The organism is Mycolicibacter terrae, from assembly GCF_010727125.1.
In the GTDB taxonomy this organism is placed as follows: domain Bacteria; phylum Actinomycetota; class Actinomycetes; order Mycobacteriales; family Mycobacteriaceae; genus Mycobacterium; species Mycobacterium terrae.
Genome location: NZ_AP022564.1, coordinates 2,205,233 through 2,221,274, shown reverse-complemented (window position 1 = coordinate 2,221,274; position 16,042 = coordinate 2,205,233). Strand labels below are relative to the sequence as shown.

The 16,042-nt window shown below is 69.4% G+C and carries 17 protein-coding genes; 10 read left to right on the top strand and 7 right to left on the bottom strand.

The window, feature by feature from the left end; all coding sequences use genetic code 11:
- Positions 1–692 precede the first annotated feature (692 nt).
- From G6N23_RS10750 to G6N23_RS10740, 3 genes are read left to right on the top strand one after another with little or no spacing between them, the layout of a single operon-like run.
- Entirely contained in the window at positions 693–1,790 is a 1,098-nt protein-coding gene (locus G6N23_RS10750) for a phosphoglycerate mutase family protein (RefSeq protein ID WP_085259445.1), read from the top strand.
- Positions 1,791–1,803: 13 nt separating this feature from the next.
- Positions 1,804–2,904 carry a histidine phosphatase family protein gene (locus G6N23_RS10745; RefSeq protein ID WP_085259444.1) on the top strand — a complete coding sequence of 367 codons (1,101 nt, stop codon included), beginning with the start codon at positions 1,804–1,806 and terminating at the stop codon, positions 2,902–2,904.
- A gap of 3 nt (positions 2,905–2,907) precedes the next feature.
- Positions 2,908–3,783 carry an alpha/beta fold hydrolase gene (locus G6N23_RS10740; RefSeq protein ID WP_234808484.1) on the top strand — a complete coding sequence of 292 codons (876 nt, stop codon included), beginning with the start codon at positions 2,908–2,910 and terminating at the stop codon, positions 3,781–3,783.
- Here the strand turns inward: G6N23_RS10740 and gndA are convergent.
- Genes gndA through G6N23_RS10725 form a run of 3 tightly spaced genes read right to left on the bottom strand, consistent with a single transcriptional unit; the run spans position 3,780 to position 6,649 of the window.
- Positions 3,780–5,228 carry an NADP-dependent phosphogluconate dehydrogenase gene (gene gndA, locus G6N23_RS10735; protein ID WP_085259443.1) on the bottom strand — a complete coding sequence of 483 codons (1,449 nt, stop codon included), beginning with the start codon at positions 5,226–5,228 and terminating at the stop codon, positions 3,780–3,782. The genes G6N23_RS10740 and gndA overlap by 4 nt on opposite strands.
- A 51-nt stretch (positions 5,229–5,279) precedes the next feature.
- Positions 5,280–6,218: a M56 family metallopeptidase gene (locus G6N23_RS10730; protein ID WP_085259442.1), complete on the bottom strand. Its 939-nt coding sequence runs from the start codon at positions 6,216–6,218 to the stop codon at positions 5,280–5,282.
- 14 nt (positions 6,219–6,232) lie between these two features.
- Positions 6,233–6,649 carry a BlaI/MecI/CopY family transcriptional regulator gene (locus tag G6N23_RS10725; RefSeq protein WP_085259441.1) on the bottom strand — a complete coding sequence of 139 codons (417 nt, stop codon included), beginning with the start codon at positions 6,647–6,649 and terminating at the stop codon, positions 6,233–6,235.
- Between the two features lie 124 nt (positions 6,650–6,773).
- Between G6N23_RS10725 and G6N23_RS10720 the strand changes: the two genes are divergently transcribed.
- Positions 6,774–7,187, top strand: coding sequence for a PaaI family thioesterase (locus tag G6N23_RS10720; RefSeq protein WP_085259440.1), 414 nt, complete (start codon positions 6,774–6,776; stop codon positions 7,185–7,187).
- 63 nt (positions 7,188–7,250) lie between these two features.
- On the opposite strand, the gene G6N23_RS10715 is transcribed toward G6N23_RS10720, so the two are convergent.
- Together G6N23_RS10715 and G6N23_RS10710 are read right to left on the bottom strand one after the other, a co-directional pair.
- A complete protein-coding gene (locus G6N23_RS10715) occupies positions 7,251–8,636 on the bottom strand; it encodes a type II NADH:quinone oxidoreductase Ndh (protein WP_085259439.1) in 1,386 nt (461 codons plus the stop codon).
- A gap of 108 nt (positions 8,637–8,744) precedes the next feature.
- Positions 8,745–9,416 carry an SDR family oxidoreductase gene (locus G6N23_RS10710; RefSeq protein ID WP_085259438.1) on the bottom strand — a complete coding sequence of 224 codons (672 nt, stop codon included), beginning with the start codon at positions 9,414–9,416 and terminating at the stop codon, positions 8,745–8,747.
- A 153-nt stretch (positions 9,417–9,569) separates the two neighbouring features.
- Between G6N23_RS10710 and modA the strand changes: the two genes are divergently transcribed.
- Genes modA through G6N23_RS10680 form a run of 6 tightly spaced genes read left to right on the top strand, consistent with a single transcriptional unit; the run spans position 9,570 to position 14,612 of the window.
- The gene (gene modA, locus G6N23_RS10705; RefSeq protein WP_085259437.1) at positions 9,570–10,331 is read left to right on the top strand and encodes a molybdate ABC transporter substrate-binding protein; all 762 of its coding nucleotides are present in this window, start codon (positions 9,570–9,572) and stop codon (positions 10,329–10,331) included.
- Positions 10,332–10,335: 4 nt separating this feature from the next.
- A complete protein-coding gene (locus G6N23_RS10700) occupies positions 10,336–11,124 on the top strand; it encodes an ABC transporter permease (RefSeq protein ID WP_085259436.1) in 789 nt (262 codons plus the stop codon).
- 5 nt (positions 11,125–11,129) lie between these two features.
- Positions 11,130–12,233 (top strand): sulfate/molybdate ABC transporter ATP-binding protein, encoded by a 1,104-nt coding sequence (locus G6N23_RS10695; RefSeq protein ID WP_085259499.1) that lies wholly within the window; start codon positions 11,130–11,132, stop codon positions 12,231–12,233.
- A gap of 37 nt (positions 12,234–12,270) precedes the next feature.
- Positions 12,271–13,179, top strand: a complete 909-nt coding sequence (locus tag G6N23_RS10690) for an APA family fibronectin-binding glycoprotein (RefSeq protein ID WP_085259435.1) — start codon at positions 12,271–12,273, stop codon at positions 13,177–13,179.
- 56 nt (positions 13,180–13,235) lie between these two features.
- Positions 13,236–13,550, top strand: a complete 315-nt coding sequence (locus tag G6N23_RS10685; protein WP_085259434.1) for a GlsB/YeaQ/YmgE family stress response membrane protein — start codon at positions 13,236–13,238, stop codon at positions 13,548–13,550.
- A gap of 33 nt (positions 13,551–13,583) precedes the next feature.
- On the top strand, positions 13,584–14,612 hold the full coding sequence (locus G6N23_RS10680) for a zinc-binding alcohol dehydrogenase family protein (RefSeq protein WP_085259433.1): 1,029 nt from the start codon (positions 13,584–13,586) through the stop codon (positions 14,610–14,612).
- A gap of 180 nt (positions 14,613–14,792) precedes the next feature.
- On the opposite strand, the gene G6N23_RS10675 is transcribed toward G6N23_RS10680, so the two are convergent.
- The gene (locus G6N23_RS10675; RefSeq protein WP_085259432.1) at positions 14,793–15,560 is read right to left on the bottom strand and encodes a CPBP family intramembrane glutamic endopeptidase; all 768 of its coding nucleotides are present in this window, start codon (positions 15,558–15,560) and stop codon (positions 14,793–14,795) included.
- A 68-nt stretch (positions 15,561–15,628) separates the two neighbouring features.
- Positions 15,629–16,039: an MmpS family transport accessory protein gene (locus tag G6N23_RS10670; protein ID WP_234808483.1), complete on the bottom strand. Its 411-nt coding sequence runs from the start codon at positions 16,037–16,039 to the stop codon at positions 15,629–15,631.
- Positions 16,040–16,042: the final 3 nt, after the last annotated feature.

Genomic DNA, 16,042 nt, shown 5'->3' with positions numbered 1-16,042 from the left:
GGATTTGGGGTGAGCGAACCCGATGAAAAATTGATCTTCCTCACAGTCGAATTGTCGGGTAAGCTCATGACGTCGTTTAGGGGATCAGAGATGACAGTTAGCTACGGCTGGCGGGGTGTGGCCATTCAGGCCCCGATCGGTGTCTCTGGTGCCCCACGGTCCGTGGGCGGCGTTGTTCGGGCGTGCGGGATCGCAGCCCCCGTGGCCCGGCGGAGATGCGACATCGAAGGCTACCTGCAGCGCAAGCTGCACCGGCAGTGGCGCAATCGCGGATCGTAGCCGGTGAGTTCCGAGTCGGTGTCCGGCCGCGGTCGTGACCCTCACGCACTGGTTAGCTTGCGGCGCAATGGATATCGACTATCGCTTGTCTGCTGACGAGCAGATCGGCCAAGGACTGGGAACTCGCGGATCACGCTGGCGTCCACGGTGCCGCGGAGCAGGAGGAACATCTCCTGCGCGTCCGCGTCACCGCCGGGTGTGATCGCGCCGGGCGGTGTCGACGCCGGCCGACAGGGCGCCGGCGGTACCCGGAGAATGTTTCGGCCGATACGGCCGGCATACCCTCGATCAAAGTTAGCTGACAGCAAATTCATTGAGTACTCGCGATACTTAGAAATGACCAAACTGCGGAATATCCAAACGCCGACTTCGCGGCCGATTGGACGCCACTTCCCACCTAAAGAGGTACCACCATGCAGGCAAACCACCTCCTGTCGCTGACCGCCGGTGCGGCACTGATCGGCGGTATCGCCGTCGCTCCGGCGCCGGCGCCGGCGACCGCGGCGTCCCCCGACATCCAGCTCACCAGCGGCGAGGCGCAAGACGTCGTGATCGACGTTCTGCGGCACGCACAGATGATCTCGCCGTATGAAAACCTGCTCACCCCGTCACCGGCGTTCCCGGGGGCTCCGCTCAGCGATCTGGGGCTGCAACAGGCGCAGGACGTCGGACAGAAGCTGTTCGACGAGCTCGGCCCGGTCGCCGGGATCTTCGCCGGCCAGGGCCTGCGCGAGATGCAGACCTCCGCGCCGTTCGCCGCACTGGAAAACATGTCCGACAACGTGCAGATCCTGCCCGGCCTCAACGAAGTCGACAGTGGGATCTATGCGCTCGACCCGATCGAGAGCCTCGGGGGCCGCCTGGCCTTTCTGACCGTCGGCGCGTGGTCACTGGGGGCGCCGCTGGGGTTGGCACTGGTGCCCGGCCCGGGCTCCGAAGACGGCAACGGCTTGATGTTCAACGCGCGCTTCACCGACGCCATCAACACGATGTACGACCACGCCATCGCCAACCCGATCGTCAGCGACAACGGCCAGATCACCGATGTGGCGTTCAACAGCGAGGCGTCGATCTTCGCCTGGGTGCTGATGAACGTCAAAAACCCCGATATCCCGTTCTTCCTGCAACGAATCATGGAGTCGCACACCGTCGCCAACGGGTTGTCCACCATCCTGTTACCGAACACCGGCATCGTGCAGATCGAGGGCAACCCGATCGACGGGTGGAGACTGCTGAGCTGGGACGGCGAAGCCATCCCGCAAGATCCTGACCTGGCCAGCGCACTCTTCGTCGACGTGCGTGATGTGGTCCTGCCGTCGCAGACGGCGCTGTGGAACATCGGCGAAGCGATCCTCACCAGTGACCAGACGACGATCATGAACGCGGTTCAGACCGGCTTCGAGCAGATCAGCTCGGCGCTGGTCCAGTTCCCGGGGGCGGTGATCAACGACATCGTCAACGCGTTCGGCGGTAGCGGCGACGCGCTGGGCGATCTGTTCGCGGCGCTGTGATCAGGAGGTAGTCATGCAGGTACACGCACTCGCGGCCGGCATCGCGCTGGCCGGCGCCGGCGTCATCGGAATCCCGGCGCAGCCCGCCGGCCCGGCCATGTCCGCGGCCGGCCTGACGCTGACAGGCAGCGAAACCCAGGACATCGTCATCGACGTCGTCCGGCACGGGCAGCGAATGCCGCCGTTTAACGACGTCATCACCCCCTCCCCGGACCACCCGGGTCCGCCGCTCAGTGATCTCGGCGTGCAGCAGGCGCAGGACGTGGCCGACCGGCTGCACGCCGAGCTCGGCGACCACGTCGCGGGGATCTTCTCCGGGCAGGCCATCCGGGACATCGACACCGCCGCGCCGTTCGCTGCGCTGGAACATATGGCGACCCAGATCCTGCCCGGGCTCAACGAGATCGACAGTGGCATCTACGCCGGCCAGCCGATCGCCAGCCTGTCGGGTTTCCTGTACCAGTTCACGCCGATGCTGTGGACACTGTTCGGGTTGGTGCTGGTTCCCATCCCGGGCTCGGTCGAGGACCCCAACGGGGTGGTGATGAACCAGAAGTTCACCGACGCCGTCGATGCGATGTACAGCTCCGCCATGGCCAACCCCGTCGAGAGCGACAACGGGGACGTCACCGTGGTGGCGTTCAACAACGAGGCCGACATCGCCGCCTGGGTGGCCCTCAACGTCAAAAACCCCGACATCTCCCTGCTGCTGCCGCTGACCCTGCAGACCATGTTCGCCAACGACGACGGGTCGCCGCTGTTGCCCAACACCGGCGTCGTGCAGATCGCGGGCAACCCGACCGACGGCTGGACACTGGTCAACTGGGACGGGATCGCCGTCCCGGCCGATCCGGGACTGCTGACGTCGCTGCTGATGGACCTGCGTGAGGTGATCATGGCCCCGCAGGTCGCGGTGTGGAACCTCTACCAGGCGCTGCTCGACGGTGATCCGGCCGGCATCGACACCGCGCTGCAGACCGGACTGCAGGACGTGGCCTCGGCGGTGTTCGGATTCCCGCAGGCCGTCTTCACCGACTTCACCGACGCGCTGGCGAATCTCGGTGACGCAGCCGGTGCCGGGTCCGCGCTGGACGATCTGCTGGCGTTAATCTGAGCCATGGCCCTTTCGAGCATGTCGCCCAGCGTGCGCGAATGGCAGGACGGCGGTTCCTTCGTGCCCACCGGCGCGGGGCGGGTGTTCGTACGATCAGCCGCCGGTGAGGGGCCGACAGTCCTGCTGCTGCACGGCTTTCCGTCTTCCTCCTACGATTTCCGCGGAGTCGTCGCACGGCTGGCGGGCCGGCCCTGGCTGACGATGGACTTCCTCGGGTTCGGGCTGTCGGACAAGCCGAACCCGCACCGCTACAGCCTGTTCGAGCAAGCCGACCTGGTGCAGCAGGTGGTGGCCTCGACCGTCACCGGCCCGGTGGTGCTGGCCGCCCACGACATGGGCACCTCGGTGACCACCGAGTTGTTGGCCCGCGACATCGCCGGCACGCTGGGCTTCGACCTGCAACGCGCCGTGCTGTCCAACGGCAGCGTCATCCTGGACCGGGCCAGCCTGCGGCCCAGTCAAAAAGTGCTGCGCAGCCGCTTCGGTGCGCTCGCCGCTCGGGTGTCCAACCGGCGCGGCTTCACCCGCGGCTTCGGCCGGCTGTTCTCGGCACAGCACCCGCTGTCTTCGGAGGAGGCCGCCGCCCAGTGGGAGTTGCTGTCCCACAACGACGGCCACCGAATCCTGCACCTGCTCACGGCCTACCTCGACGAACGGGTGCGCTACGCGCAACGCTGGCACGGCGCGGTGCGCGACTGGCCCAAGCCGCTGGGGTTCGTGTGGGGCCTGGGTGACCCGGTCGCCACCACCAATGTGCTCGACGGCCTCCGCGAGCTGCGCCCGGCCGCCGACGTCATTGAACTTCCCGGACTCGGGCACTACCCGCAGATCGAGGATCCGCAGGCCTACACCGACGCCGTGCTGAGGCTGCTGGCTTAGGCCGGCACTTCGCTGCGGTCCCCGCTCCACAGCGTGTGGAACTTGCCCTCGGCGTCCACCCGGCCGTAGGTGTGCGCCCCGAAGAAGTCGCGTTGGGCCTGGGTCAGGGCGGCCGGCAGTCGCTCGGTGCGCAGGCCGTCGTAGTACGACAGCGCCGAGGAGAAGCCCGGAACCGGGATGCCCAGCTGCGTCGCCGTCACCACCACCCGCCGCCAGCAGTCGATGGCGGCCTCCACCGCACTGCGGAAATACGGGGCAGCGAGCAGACTCACCAGGTCGGCATCGGCGTCGAACGCCTCCTTGATGCGGTTGAGGAACTTCGCCCGGATGATGCACCCGCCACGCCAGATCGTGGCCAGATCCCCGGGGGTGACGTTCCAGCCGTATTCGGCGCTGCCGGCCTGGATCTGGTTGAAACCCTGGGCGTAGGCGACGATCTTCGAGGCGTACAGCGCCTGGCGGACGTCCTCGGTGAACCGGGCCGCATCCGCCGGGCGTTCGCCGAGCTCGCCGGAGGCTAGGCCCGCCGCGGCGCGACGCTGGGGAACCGATCCCGACAGCGCCCGGGCGAACACCGCCTCGGCGATTCCGGTCACCGGAACCCCAAGGTCCAGTGCGGATTTCACCGTCCAGCGCCCAGTGCCCTTCTGCTCGGCCTCGTCGACGATGAGGTCGACCAGCGGCTTGCCGGTCTTGGCGTCGACCTGGCGCAGCACCTCGGCGGTGATCTCGACCAGGTAGCTGTCCAGCTCGCCGGCGTTCCACTCGGTGAACACATCGGCGATCTGCGGCGCGGAGAGCGCCAGGCCGTCGCGCAGCAACTGGTAGGCCTCGCCGATCAGCTGCATGTCGGAGTACTCGATGCCGTTGTGCACCATCTTCACGAAATGGCCCGCGCCGTCCGGCCCGATGTGGGTGCAGCACGGCACCCCGTCGACGTGGGCGGAGATCTCCTCCAGCAGCGGGCCCAGCGACTTGTAGGACTCCTTCGGGCCGCCCGGCATGATCGAGGGCCCGTTGAGGGCACCCTCCTCACCGCCGGAGATCCCGGCGCCGACGAAGTGCAGACCGCGAGCAGCCATCGCCTTCTCCCGGCGAATGGTGTCGGTGTAGAGCGCGTTGCCGCCGTCGATGATGATGTCGCCGGGCTCCATCGCGTCGGCGAGTTCATTGATGACCGCGTCGGTGGGCTCGCCGGCCTTGACCATGATCAGCACCCGGCGCGGCTTCTCGCACGCGGCAAGGAATTCCGGGATCGTCTCGCTGCGTACGAATTTCCCCTCGGAGCCGTATGCGCTCAGCAGGGCATCGGTCTTGGCGACCGACCGGTTGTGCAGTGCCACGGTGTAGCCGTGTCGGGCGAAGTTGCGCGCGATGTTGGATCCCATGACGGCCAGACCGGTCACCCCGATCTGGGCGGTGCCGACAGTTTCCGACGCGCTCATACATTCGCCTTTCGGTGGTAGGTGATCAAGCGCCGCATGCCGGCGGCGTGGTTATCCCGCGATAAGTCGGTGCAGTTCGGTCAGCCACGGTACCGCGAGTGCGATCGTCGGCACCGCGAGCACCCCGGCTGCGGCGGAGTAGGCGGCAGCAGCCAGCGTGCGACTGTTGCCCCGACCCGACAGTCGCTGCACCCGCAGCACCGTGTTCGGGCCGCCGGCAGCCAGCGCGCCGGCGGGGGTGGTAGCCGAGGCGCAGGTCACCAGGGCGCGGGCCAGGGGAGGGGCGCCGGCCACCCGAACGGCGGCGTCGTCGGCCAGCAGTTCCACCAGCAAACGCACTGCGTCCAAGGCGCTGGCGCTGCGCACGAACCGCGGAAACGCGGTGTGCACCGCGGTGAACGCCTCCAGCACCAGGTCGTGGCGGGCGCGCAGGTGGGCTCGCTCATGGCAGAGCAGGGCGGCCAATTCGGTGTCGCTGAGCGCGTGCAGCGTCCCCGAGCTGAGCACCACCCGGCTGCGCACCCCGGGCAGGCAGTAGGCCAGCGGCTGCATCACCTGCAGAATCCGCAGCCCGCTGGTGCGTGCTGCCGGAGCGGTGTCGGAGACGCCGAGGAGGTCGACCAGCATGCGGTGGCGTGCCCGGCGCTGCCGGGTGCCGATCGCGACCTGAAGCACCGTCACCGTGAGGCGCAGGCCGACCAGCAGCGTCAACGCGGAAACCACCGTGTAGAAGATCCACAACGGCCAGCCCAGTCGGTTGATGGAGCCGAGGATCGTCGCCGTGGGCCGGCCGTCCGGCCCGGGCATCAGCAGACGACTCGCGGTGGCGACACCGGCGCTGAAGGCCGACAGCACCGCGGCTATCGCGATGGCCTGCCAGAGCACCACCGCGGCCCGCGGGGCGCGCAACGGCCAATCGGCGCGTGCCAGGAGGGCGGGCACCGGCCCCACGAGCAATAGCGCGAGGATGGTGAAGGCCAGCGCGGACACGCTGCCAGTCTCCCTCAGGACGTGGGCCGGCCGCCAGCGGGCAGGCCGACGTGGTGCTTGGCTTCCAACTCGTCGAGCGCACGGCGCAGAGCCGCGGCCTCGTCCACGCCGACGCGTTCGACGAAGTGCACCAGCGCGGCCCGGCGGTCGCCGAAGTCGGCGGCCTGATCGAGCGCTTCGACCATCAGCCCGGCGACCAGCTCATCACGGCCCCGGACCGGTGTGTAGCGGTGCGCGCGGTCATCGCGGATCTGGGAGACCAGGTTCTTCTTGGCCAGCCGTTGTAGGACGGTCATCACGGTGGTGTAGGCCAGGTCTCGCTGCGCGGACAGCGCTTCGTGGACCTGACGCACGGTCTGAGCCTCCGGCGCGGACCACAGGTGGTCCATCACCGCTCGTTCCAAATCCCCTAGGTGGGTCTGTTTCGCCATCTGGTAATCAACTCCCTGGGCAACGGAGCAAGCCTACCCTTAATTACTACCGGCTGTCGTATGAGCGGCTGTGCGTCTGCTGGGCTGCGCGGGCGGGCCCGAAGCCGTCGTGTAAAACCATGACATGTCTGCCAGCGGCTCCCCGCCCTCCCACTTCGCGCCCTTCGACGGCGAAATCGGCCTGGTCTTCACCGCTGTCGGCCCCGATGGCGCCACCGCCGAGCTGGAGTTGCAGCCCAAGCTGTGCCAGCCCGCGGGCATCGTGCACGGCGGGGTGTACTGCTCCATCGTCGAGAGTGTGGCAAGCGTCTCAGCGCACGCCTGGCTCAACTCCGACGGCGGCCAAGCCGGCGGAACCGTGGTCGGGGTCAACAACAACACCGACTTCCTGCGGGCGGTCTCCTCGGGAACGGTGTTCGCCGCGGCCACCCCGATCCATCGCGGCCGTCGCCAACAACTGTGGCTGGTGAACATCACCGATTCCGGGCAGCGGGTCGTCGCCCGGGGCCAGGTCCGGTTGCAGAACCTGCCCGCCTGAGTCGACGGAGCCGATGGCGCCGGCCCGCTTCGCTCGGCTCCGCCGCGATTGCGACCGCCGCGGCTAACTGACCGCGCGTTCAGCGCCGCGCTGCGCCTCTGCCGCCAGTACTTCGAGCTGTTCCAGGCGGGTTCGGGCGAACGCCTGCTGCTCGGTGATGGTGAGCTGGCCCCGGCGGGTGCTCAGGAACGTCACGTTCCACGACAACAGCGTGCTGATCTTGTTCTTGAACCCGACCAGGTAGATCAGGTGCAGCCCCAGCCAGGCCAGCCAGGCCAGGAAACCGCTGAACTCCAGCGGCCCGATCTTGGTGACCGCCGAGAACCTCGAGACGGTGGCCATCGAGCCCTTGTCCAGGTACTGGAAGGGTTCCCGGTCGGCCGGGTCGGCGCCGCCGAGCTCGGCCTTGATGGTGTTGGCGGCGTGCTTGGCGCCCTGGATGGCGCCCTGTGCCATGCCGGGGACGTTGTCGACGGCGGCCATGTCGCCGACGACGAAGACGTTCGGGTGGCCCGGCACCGACAGGTCGGGCAGCACCTTGACCCGCCCGGCGCGGTCCAGCTCGACCCCGGACTGCTCGGCGAGGTCGTGGCCCAGCGGGCTGGCCGACACACCGGCGGACCACACCTTGCACTGGGATTCGATCCGCCGGATGGTGCCGTCGGAGTCCTTGACGGTCAGTCCGTTGCGGTCGACATCGGTGACCATGGCGCCGAGCTGGATCTCCACACCCATCTTCTGCAGCCGTTCGGCGGCCTTTCGGCCCAGCTTCTCGCCCATCGGCGGCAGCACGGCCGGAGCGGCGTCGAGCAGGATCACCCGCGCTTTGGTCGAGTCGATGTTGCGGAACGCGCCCTTGAGCGTGTAGTTGGCCAATTCGGCGATCTGCCCGGCCATTTCGACTCCGGTGGGGCCCGCGCCGACCACGGTGAAGGTCAGCAGCTTCTCCCGCCGGGCGGCGTCTCTGGACCGTTCGGCCTGCTCGAAGGCGCTCAAGATTCGGCCCCGCAACTCCAGGGCGTCGTCGATGGTCTTCATGCCCGGCGCGAACTCGGCGAACTGGTCGTTGCCGAAGTAGGACTGCCCGGCGCCGGCCGCGATGATCAGGCTGTCGAACGGGGTGTCGTAGGTGTGGCCCAGCACCTCGGAGGTGACGAACTTGCCGGCCAGGTCGATGTGGGTGACGTCGCCGAGCAACACCTGGGCGTTGCGCTGCTTGCGCAGCACCACGCGGGTCGAGGGCGCGATCTCCCCTTCGGAGAGGATCCCGGTTGCCACCTGGTACAGCAGCGGCTGGAACAGGTGGTGGGTGGTGCGGGCGATCAACTTGATGTCGACGTCGGCCCGCTTGAGTTTCTTGGCCGCGGTCAACCCGCCGAATCCGGAGCCGATGATGACGACCTGGTGGCGTCGGCTCTGCGGCGCAGTGACTTCAGGCTGGGCACTCATGGGAATCCGGTTGCTCCTCGACGGCGACTGCGTTCACAAATACGCTAGTCGACCGGCTTCGCGCTGACCGCATTCGTTGGTTGTGGGATTAACCACTCGGGCCGATGATCAGCCGAAATGGGCCAGCGCGCCGTGGCTGACGTGCAGCGTTTGGCCGGTGATGTGGCGGGCGGCCGGGGTGGTCAAGAACACCGCCAGGCGGGCGATCTCGGCGGCCGCGGAGGGCGGGGCACTGGTGAGCCCGTCGTAGCCCGGGCGGGTGCCGGCGCCGGCGGCGACGACGTTGACGGTGATTCCGCGGGTGCCGAATGCGGTGGCCTGTCCGGCGGTCCAATTCGCCAGAGCGGCTTTGACCGCCGCGTCGGCGCCGCCTTCGGGCGGATTGTCCGGCATCACCGAGACGATCGAGCCGCCGGAGCGCAGGTGATCGCCGAGGGTCGCGACCGTCAGAACCGCCGAGAGCACCGTGGCGTCCAGCGCGTTGCGCCAGGCGGCGGCCTGATCGGCCAGCGAGTAGGCGCGCGGGTCACCGCCCTGCCAGCGTGGAGCGGGGACGTTGACGATGGTGTCCAGGTGGTGGGGGAACAGGCTGCGGGCCTGCAGCAGGCTGGCCGGATCGGTGTTGTCGCAGACCACCGCGTTGGCATCGAGTTCCTTGGCGGCGACCTCGAGTTCGGGACCTCGCAGGCCGGCGAGCGTCACCTTGTGGCCGGCTTCGCTGTAACCTTCGGCAATCACGCGACCCAGCTCGGTGTCACCACCGGTGACCAGCACATCCATCGGTAGGACCTCCTCGTGTTCGCAGCTATGTTACTGGACGGTAGCCGGTTTTCGGGCGAGGGGCGGAACTCGACGCAGACACGATCCGGCCACGGTCCGGAATAAGCGCCGCTCACCCGGACACCGGACGCCGGCGCCGCTAGGCTGCCAGCCATGTGGCGAACCCGGGTGGCCTCCGGCGCGGTAGTGGTCATGGCGGCGGGACTGACGGGCCTGACCGGCTGTAGCTCAGGATCCGCCACGGAGTCGATCACGGTGTTCGCGGCGGCCTCACTGCGGCCGGCGTTCACCGAGATCGCCGAGCGCTTCACGACCGATCATCCCGGCGTGGGCGTGGAGTTCAACTTCGCCGGCTCCTCGGATCTGGCCACCCAGCTGACCCAGGGCGCGGGCGCCGACGTGTTCGCCTCGGCCAACACCGCCCAGATGGACAAGGTCGCCCGGGCCGGCCTGCTGGACGGCGAGGCGGTGCCGTTCGCCACCAACACGCTGGTGATCGTCACCGCGCCCGGCAACCCGCACGGGGTGCGGTCCTTCGCCGATCTGGCCGGATCCGGCCTGGCCGTGGTGGTCTGCCAGCCGCCGGTCCCGTGCGGAGCGGCGACCCGCAACGTCGAGGACGCCACCGGGGTCCGGGTGAACGCGGTCAGCGAGGAACCCGACGTCACCGACGTGCTCAACAAGGTCACCACCGGCCAGGCCGACGCCGGCGTCGTCTACCGCACCGACGCGATCAACGCCGGCGACAAGGTGGCCACCGTCGAGTTCCCCGAGGCTGCGGGGGCGATCAACACCTACCCGGTAGGGGTGCTCAAGGACACTGCGCACCCCGGGCCGGCTCGACAATTCCTCGATCTGGTGACCGGTTCGGCGGGGCAGAAGATTCTGCACGCGGCCGGCTTCGGCAAGCCCTGAACTGGTGCACCGGCCCAACGACCTGCCGAGCTGGGTCTACGTACCCGCCGCGATCGGTGCCGCCTTCGTGGTGCTACCCCTCGTGGCGATCGCGGCCAAGGTCGACTGGCCGCATTTCTGGACGCTGATCACCAGCCCGTCGTCGATGACCGCGCTGCTGCTCAGCCTCAAGACCGCCGCGGCCAGTACCGCGCTCTGCGTCGTGCTGGGTGTGCCGATGGCGCTGGTGCTGGCGCGCAGCCGGGCTCGGGTGGTGCGGCTGCTGCGGCCCCTGGCGCTGTTGCCGCTGGTGCTGCCGCCGGTGGTGGGCGGCATCGCGCTGCTGTACGCGTTCGGGCGGCTCGGCCTGCTGGGACGCTACCTGGACGCGGCCGGGATCCACATCGCATTCACCACCACCGCCGTGGTGCTGGCGCAGACCTTCGTGTCGTTGCCGTTCCTGGTGATCGCGCTGGAGGGCGCGGCCCGGACCGCCGGCGCCGACTACGAGGTGGTGGCAGCCACCCTGGGGGCCCGGCCGAGCACCGTGTGGTGGCGGGTGACGCTGCCCCTGCTGATGCCGGGCCTGATCTCCGGGGCGGTGTTGGCCTTCGCGCGATCGCTGGGAGAGTTCGGGGCGACTCTGACGTTCGCCGGCTCCCGCGAGGGGGTCACCCGGACGCTGCCGCTGGCCATCTACCTGCAGCGGGTGACCGACGCCGACGCCGCGGCGGCGATGTCGCTGCTGTTGGTGGCGGTGGCCGCGGTGGTGGTGCTGGGGTTGGGTGCTCGCCGGCTGGCCGGGGTCTGGTGACCGCCGTGGCGAACGGGCTGACGCTGCACGCGGTGGTGGCCGAGCGCGGTCTGGATGTGCAAGTGAGCGTTGCGGCGGGTGAGGTGTTGGCGGTCCTCGGACCCAACGGTGCCGGGAAATCCACTGTGCTGCATGTGATCGCCGGGTTGCTGCGGCCCGACGCGGGGATGGTGCAACTCGGCGATCGGGTGCTGACGGACACCGGGGCCGGCGTGCACGTCGCCACCCAGGACCGTCGGGTGGGCCTGCTGCTGCAGGATCCGCTGCTGTTTCCGCACCTGAGTGTGGCCGCCAACGTGGCGTTCGGCCCGCACAGCCGCCGCCGTTTCGGCCGTCGACGGCGCAACCGCGCGGCGGCGGCCCCCTGGCTGCGGGCGGTCGGCGCAGCGGACCTGGCCGACCGCAAGCCGCGTCGGCTCTCCGGCGGACAGGCGCAACGGGTCGCGATCGCCCGTGCGCTGGCCGCTGAACCCGACGTGCTCCTGCTCGACGAGCCGCTGGCCGGGCTCGACGTGGCCGCCGCGGCCGCGGTGCGCACCGTGCTGCGTGACGTCATCACCACCGCGCGCCGCACCACGGTGCTGGTCACCCACGACCTCCTCGACGTGTTCGGGCTGGCCGATCGGGTACTGGTGCTCGAGTCGGGCCGGGTCGCCGAGATCGGCGGTACCGCTGAGGTACTTGCCGCGCCCCGCAGTCGATTTGGGGCGCGGATCGCCGGATTCAATCTGGTTGCCGGGGTGATCGACAGCGACGGGATGCTGCGCACCGAGTGGGGGGATCGGTGGCACGGGACCGCCGGGGACGGCCTGGCCGCCGGCCGGCCGGCCGTCGCGGTCAGCACCCCGCAGGCGGTCGCGGTGTATCGGGAGCCGCCGCCGCTCGGCAGTCCGCGCAATCTCATCGAGGTGACGGTGGCCGATCTGCAGTCCCGTGGCAGCGCGATCCAGGTCCGGGGCGTCGACCAGCCGGACGGGACTCCCGGACTGGCCGCCGACATCACCGCCGACGCCGCTGCCGAGCTGCGGCTGGCACCTGGGGAGGTCGTGTGGTTCGGTGTCAAAGCGCAGGAAGTGACACTGCGCGCGACACACCCTGGCGTGGATTAACTTGCGTACCGGGCCGGACGCGGTAGGTTTTTCTGCCATGAAGCAGGTGGACGTGACCTCAACGGCCCCCAGGGGCATCCGTGCGGCGGCCGCGACGACGTGGGCCGTCGCGATCGCCGGTGCGCTGGCGTTCGCCGTGGCGTCGCCGGCCTACGCCGACCCGGTGCCGCCGCCTACTCCCGCGCCGTCGGGGGCCGCCGACACTCCGCCGGCGGACGCCCCCCCACCGGCCGACGCCAACACGCCGCCACCGGGCGACTCGAACGCGCCCGCGCCGGTCGCTGAGCCGGGCGCACCCGAGATGGGTCGGGTCGACGATCCGATCGGTGGCTTCAGCTATGTCCTGCCGGCCGGCTGGGTGCAGTCCGACACCAGCCACCTCGAATACGGGTCTTCGCTGCTGAGCAAGAAGACCGGCGAGCCCATGCTGCCCGGACAGCCGGCGCCGGTGGCCAACGACACCCGGATCGTGCTGGGCAAGCTGGACCAGCGGCTCTACGCCAGCGCCGAGACCGACAACGCCAAGGCGGCCACCCGCCTCGGGTCGGACATGGGCGAGTTCTTCATGCCCTATCCCGGGACCCGGGCCAACCAGGAGAGCACCGCGCTGACCGGAGGCGGCCTGACCGGCAGCGCGTCCTACTACGAGGTCAAGTTCACCGACCCCGCCAAACCGGTCGGTCAGATCTGGAGCGGCGTGATCGGCGTTCCCCCGGCAGACGGTGCCAACGCCGCCCAGGCCGAGCGCTGGTTCGTGGTGTGGCTGGGTACCGCCAACAACCCGGTGGACCGGGGCGCGGCCAGTGCGCTGACGGAATCGATCCGCCCGCTGTCGGCCGCCCCGGCCGAGCCGGTGCCGGGCCCGGTCCCCGGGGCCCCCGGCCAAATGCCGGCACCGGCGCCCGCGCCGGGTCAGGAGCCCGCACCGGTTGCTCCGGCGCCGTGATCATCGACTGGTCGCAGTCGCCGCCGCGGGGGTGCCCGACCAGCTAATCTGGCGCCATGACTGCACAATGGGATGTGTTGGCGGCGACGGCTTTCCTCGCCGAACGTTCGACCACGCTGACCAGTGTCGGCTGGATCGGGTACATCATCATCGGTGCGATCGCCGGGTGGATCGCCGGCAAAGTCGTCAACGGTGGTGCGTCCGGGATCCTGGTGAACATCGTCACCGGGATATGCGGTGCTTTGCTCGGCGGATTTCTGTTGAGCTTCGCGTTCGACACCGCATCCGGCGGCTGGTGGTTCACCCTGTTCACCGCGACCCTGGGGTCGATCCTGCTGCTGTGGCTGGTCGGGCTGGTGCGTAAACGCTGAGCCGACCGCTGGTGCTGCGCGCAGAATGGCGTCATGGGCACCCAGGATTCCGGCATGACCATGAGTGCCTGGAGGGTGCAGCGGCCCGGGCCCGTCGCCGATGCGCCGCTGCGCCGAGTCAGCACCCCCATACCCCGACCGGCCCCGTCGGAGCTGCTGGTGGCGGTACGCGCCTGCGGGGTGTGCCGCACCGATCTGCACGTCGTCGAAGGTGACCTACCGGTTCACCGCCGCGGGGTGACACCCGGTCACGAGGTGGTCGGCGAGGTCGTCGAGGTCGGCGCCGAAGCCGGCGACGACTTCGTCGTGGGGGACCGGGTCGGAATAGCCTGGCTGCGGCACACCTGTGGTAGCTGCCGATACTGCACCCGAGGCGATGAGAACCTGTGTCCGCAGTCGCGCTACACCGGCTGGGACCACGACGGCGGGTACGCCGAATTCGCCACCGTCCCCGCGGGATTCGCCCATCACCTGCCCGGCGGCTACAGCGACAGCGAATTGGCGCCGCTGCTGTGTGCGGGCATCATCGGCTACCGCTCGCTGATGCGCGCCGAGCTGCCCCCCGGCGGCCGGCTCGGACTCTACGGATTCGGCGGCAGCGCGCACATCACCGCACAGGTCGCACTGGCCCGCGGCGCCGAAGTGCACGTGATGACCCGCGGCCAGCGGGCCAGGGAGTTGGCGCTGGAGCTGGGCGCGGCCTCGGCGCAGGGGGCGACCGACCCGCCGCCGGTTCCCCTGGACTCCGCGATCCTGTTCGCGCCGGTCGGCGAGCTGGTGTTACCGGCCTGCGAGGCGCTGGACGCCGGCGGCACCTGCGCGATCGCCGGGATCCACCTCAGCGATATCCCGCCGTTGAACTACCAGCGCCACCTGTTCCGTGAACGCCAGATCCGGTCGGTGACGTCGAACACCCGCGCCGATGCCCGCGAATTCCTCGACTTCGCTGCGGCACACCACATCAACGTGACCACACCGGAGTATTCGCTGGGTGAGGCGGACCGGGCGCTGGCGGATCTGGAGGCGGGCCGGATCGCAGGCGCGGCGGTGCTGTTGGTGTGAACCGCGGGGTTGATGCGGCGGTTCCAGCTTCGGCTCTCCTTCGTCGAGCCTCGCTGAACCGCGGGGGTTGATGCGGCGGTTCCAGCTTCGGCTCTCCTTCGTCGAGCCTCGCTGAACCGCCGGGGTGATGCGGCGGTTCCAGCTTCGGCTCTCCTTCGTCGAGCCTCGCTGAACCGCCGGTCAGGCGGACAGCTGCCACACCAGGGCGGCGGCCAGTGCGCCCACCCCGTTGAGCGACCAGTGCAGCGCGATCGGAGCGATGAGACTGCCGCTGCGCCGGCGCAGCCAGCTGAAGACGAAACCGGCTGCCCCGGTGGCCAGCACCGCCAGCGTCACCCCGGCCAACATGCCGAGAAAGCCACCCCCGAAAAGCCGGGTGAAGCCGACGTTGCTGCTGGTCAGCCCGAGCGAGGTGGCGACATGCCACAGCCCGAACAGCAGCGAGCCGGCCGCGGCCACACCGCGGAAACCCCAGGCCCGGTGCAGCGCGCCGTGCAGCGCGCCGCGGAACGCCAGCTCCTCGGGGATGACGGTCTGCAGCGGAATGACGAGCATCGACGCCACCAGGGCGCCCGAGACGGTCGCGTAGTGGTTGTTCAAGAACATCGGCCGGGTCCAGGGCAACAGGGCGCCGGCGGCGACCACTGACACCACGACCAGGACCGCGGCCAGGGCATAACCGACCCCGGACTTCCAATGTGCGCGGCCCAGACCGAGCTCGGCCCAGCTCAGGCCGTTGCAGCGGACCAGGGCCACCAGGCCGACGGCGGTGGCGGGGACCGTGGCGACCGCCGCCCAGGGGGTGGTGAAATGTGCGACCAGGTTGGCCAGCGCCAAGACCACCACGACGACGGCGACGTCGACGAAGGCGCGAAATTGGTGCAGCGCCGAGAGTTGTGACACCAATGGATGCCGCCCCCCGGGCGCCGCGAAATCGTGGCAAGGCATTGGTGCGGATACTACCCGCGCTCAGGCACCGACGCAGTCGCGTCGGCGTGCGCCGGGGGGCACGAGGCTCAGCGGGGCCCGTGGGTCGTGCACAGCACCCGCGCTGGGTCCCCGGTTGCGGTCTGCTGGCTGACGACCTTCCCCTTGACGCTGACCGTGCAGCTCAGCGTGCCGGGGCCGGCGCTCTGGGCGCTCACCGAATACGAGGCCGGCGTGGCCATGTTGGTCATCCGGCCGGTCAGCTCGATCGACCAGGGCAACGGGGCGTTGGTGGCGTGTGACTGACCGTTCTGGGTCTGGTAGGTGATGTAGCCGGCGACGCCGGTTCCGGTCAGGTCGTAGCGGACCGGCACCAAGGTGAGGTCCGGCGTCGCGCCGGCCGGGGTGACACCGGCAACGGTCGCAGAGGCGATGAGCGCGCCGAACAACAGCACTGTCGCCTTACGGGACATCCGGACCGGTGACGGGTGAGCAGTCATGGC

What these genes read in the sequence shown, in the direction of transcription:
- G6N23_RS10720 (WP_085259440.1), top strand. Translation starts at nt 6,774, where the DNA reads ATGTCTGCCAGCGGCTCCCCGCCCTCCCACTTCGCGCCCTTCGACGGC.
- gndA (WP_085259443.1), bottom strand. Translation starts at nt 5,228, where the DNA reads ATGAGCGCGTCGGAAACTGTCGGCACCGCCCAGATCGGGGTGACCGGT.
- G6N23_RS10685 (WP_085259434.1), top strand. Translation starts at nt 13,236, where the DNA reads ATGACTGCACAATGGGATGTGTTGGCGGCGACGGCTTTCCTCGCCGAA.
- G6N23_RS10710 (WP_085259438.1), bottom strand. Translation starts at nt 9,416, where the DNA reads ATGGATGTGCTGGTCACCGGTGGTGACACCGAGCTGGGTCGCGTGATT.
- G6N23_RS10715 (WP_085259439.1), bottom strand. Translation starts at nt 8,636, where the DNA reads ATGAGTGCCCAGCCTGAAGTCACTGCGCCGCAGAGCCGACGCCACCAG.
- G6N23_RS10675 (WP_085259432.1), bottom strand. Translation starts at nt 15,560, where the DNA reads ATGCCTTGCCACGATTTCGCGGCGCCCGGGGGGCGGCATCCATTGGTG.
- G6N23_RS10690 (WP_085259435.1), top strand. Translation starts at nt 12,271, where the DNA reads ATGAAGCAGGTGGACGTGACCTCAACGGCCCCCAGGGGCATCCGTGCG.
- modA (WP_085259437.1), top strand. Translation starts at nt 9,570, where the DNA reads ATGTGGCGAACCCGGGTGGCCTCCGGCGCGGTAGTGGTCATGGCGGCG.
- G6N23_RS10670 (WP_234808483.1), bottom strand. Translation starts at nt 16,039, where the DNA reads ATGACTGCTCACCCGTCACCGGTCCGGATGTCCCGTAAGGCGACAGTG.
- G6N23_RS10740 (WP_234808484.1), top strand. Translation starts at nt 2,908, where the DNA reads ATGGCCCTTTCGAGCATGTCGCCCAGCGTGCGCGAATGGCAGGACGGC.
- G6N23_RS10745 (WP_085259444.1), top strand. Translation starts at nt 1,804, where the DNA reads ATGCAGGTACACGCACTCGCGGCCGGCATCGCGCTGGCCGGCGCCGGC.
- G6N23_RS10725 (WP_085259441.1), bottom strand. Translation starts at nt 6,649, where the DNA reads ATGGCGAAACAGACCCACCTAGGGGATTTGGAACGAGCGGTGATGGAC.
- G6N23_RS10680 (WP_085259433.1), top strand. Translation starts at nt 13,584, where the DNA reads ATGGGCACCCAGGATTCCGGCATGACCATGAGTGCCTGGAGGGTGCAG.
- G6N23_RS10750 (WP_085259445.1), top strand. Translation starts at nt 693, where the DNA reads ATGCAGGCAAACCACCTCCTGTCGCTGACCGCCGGTGCGGCACTGATC.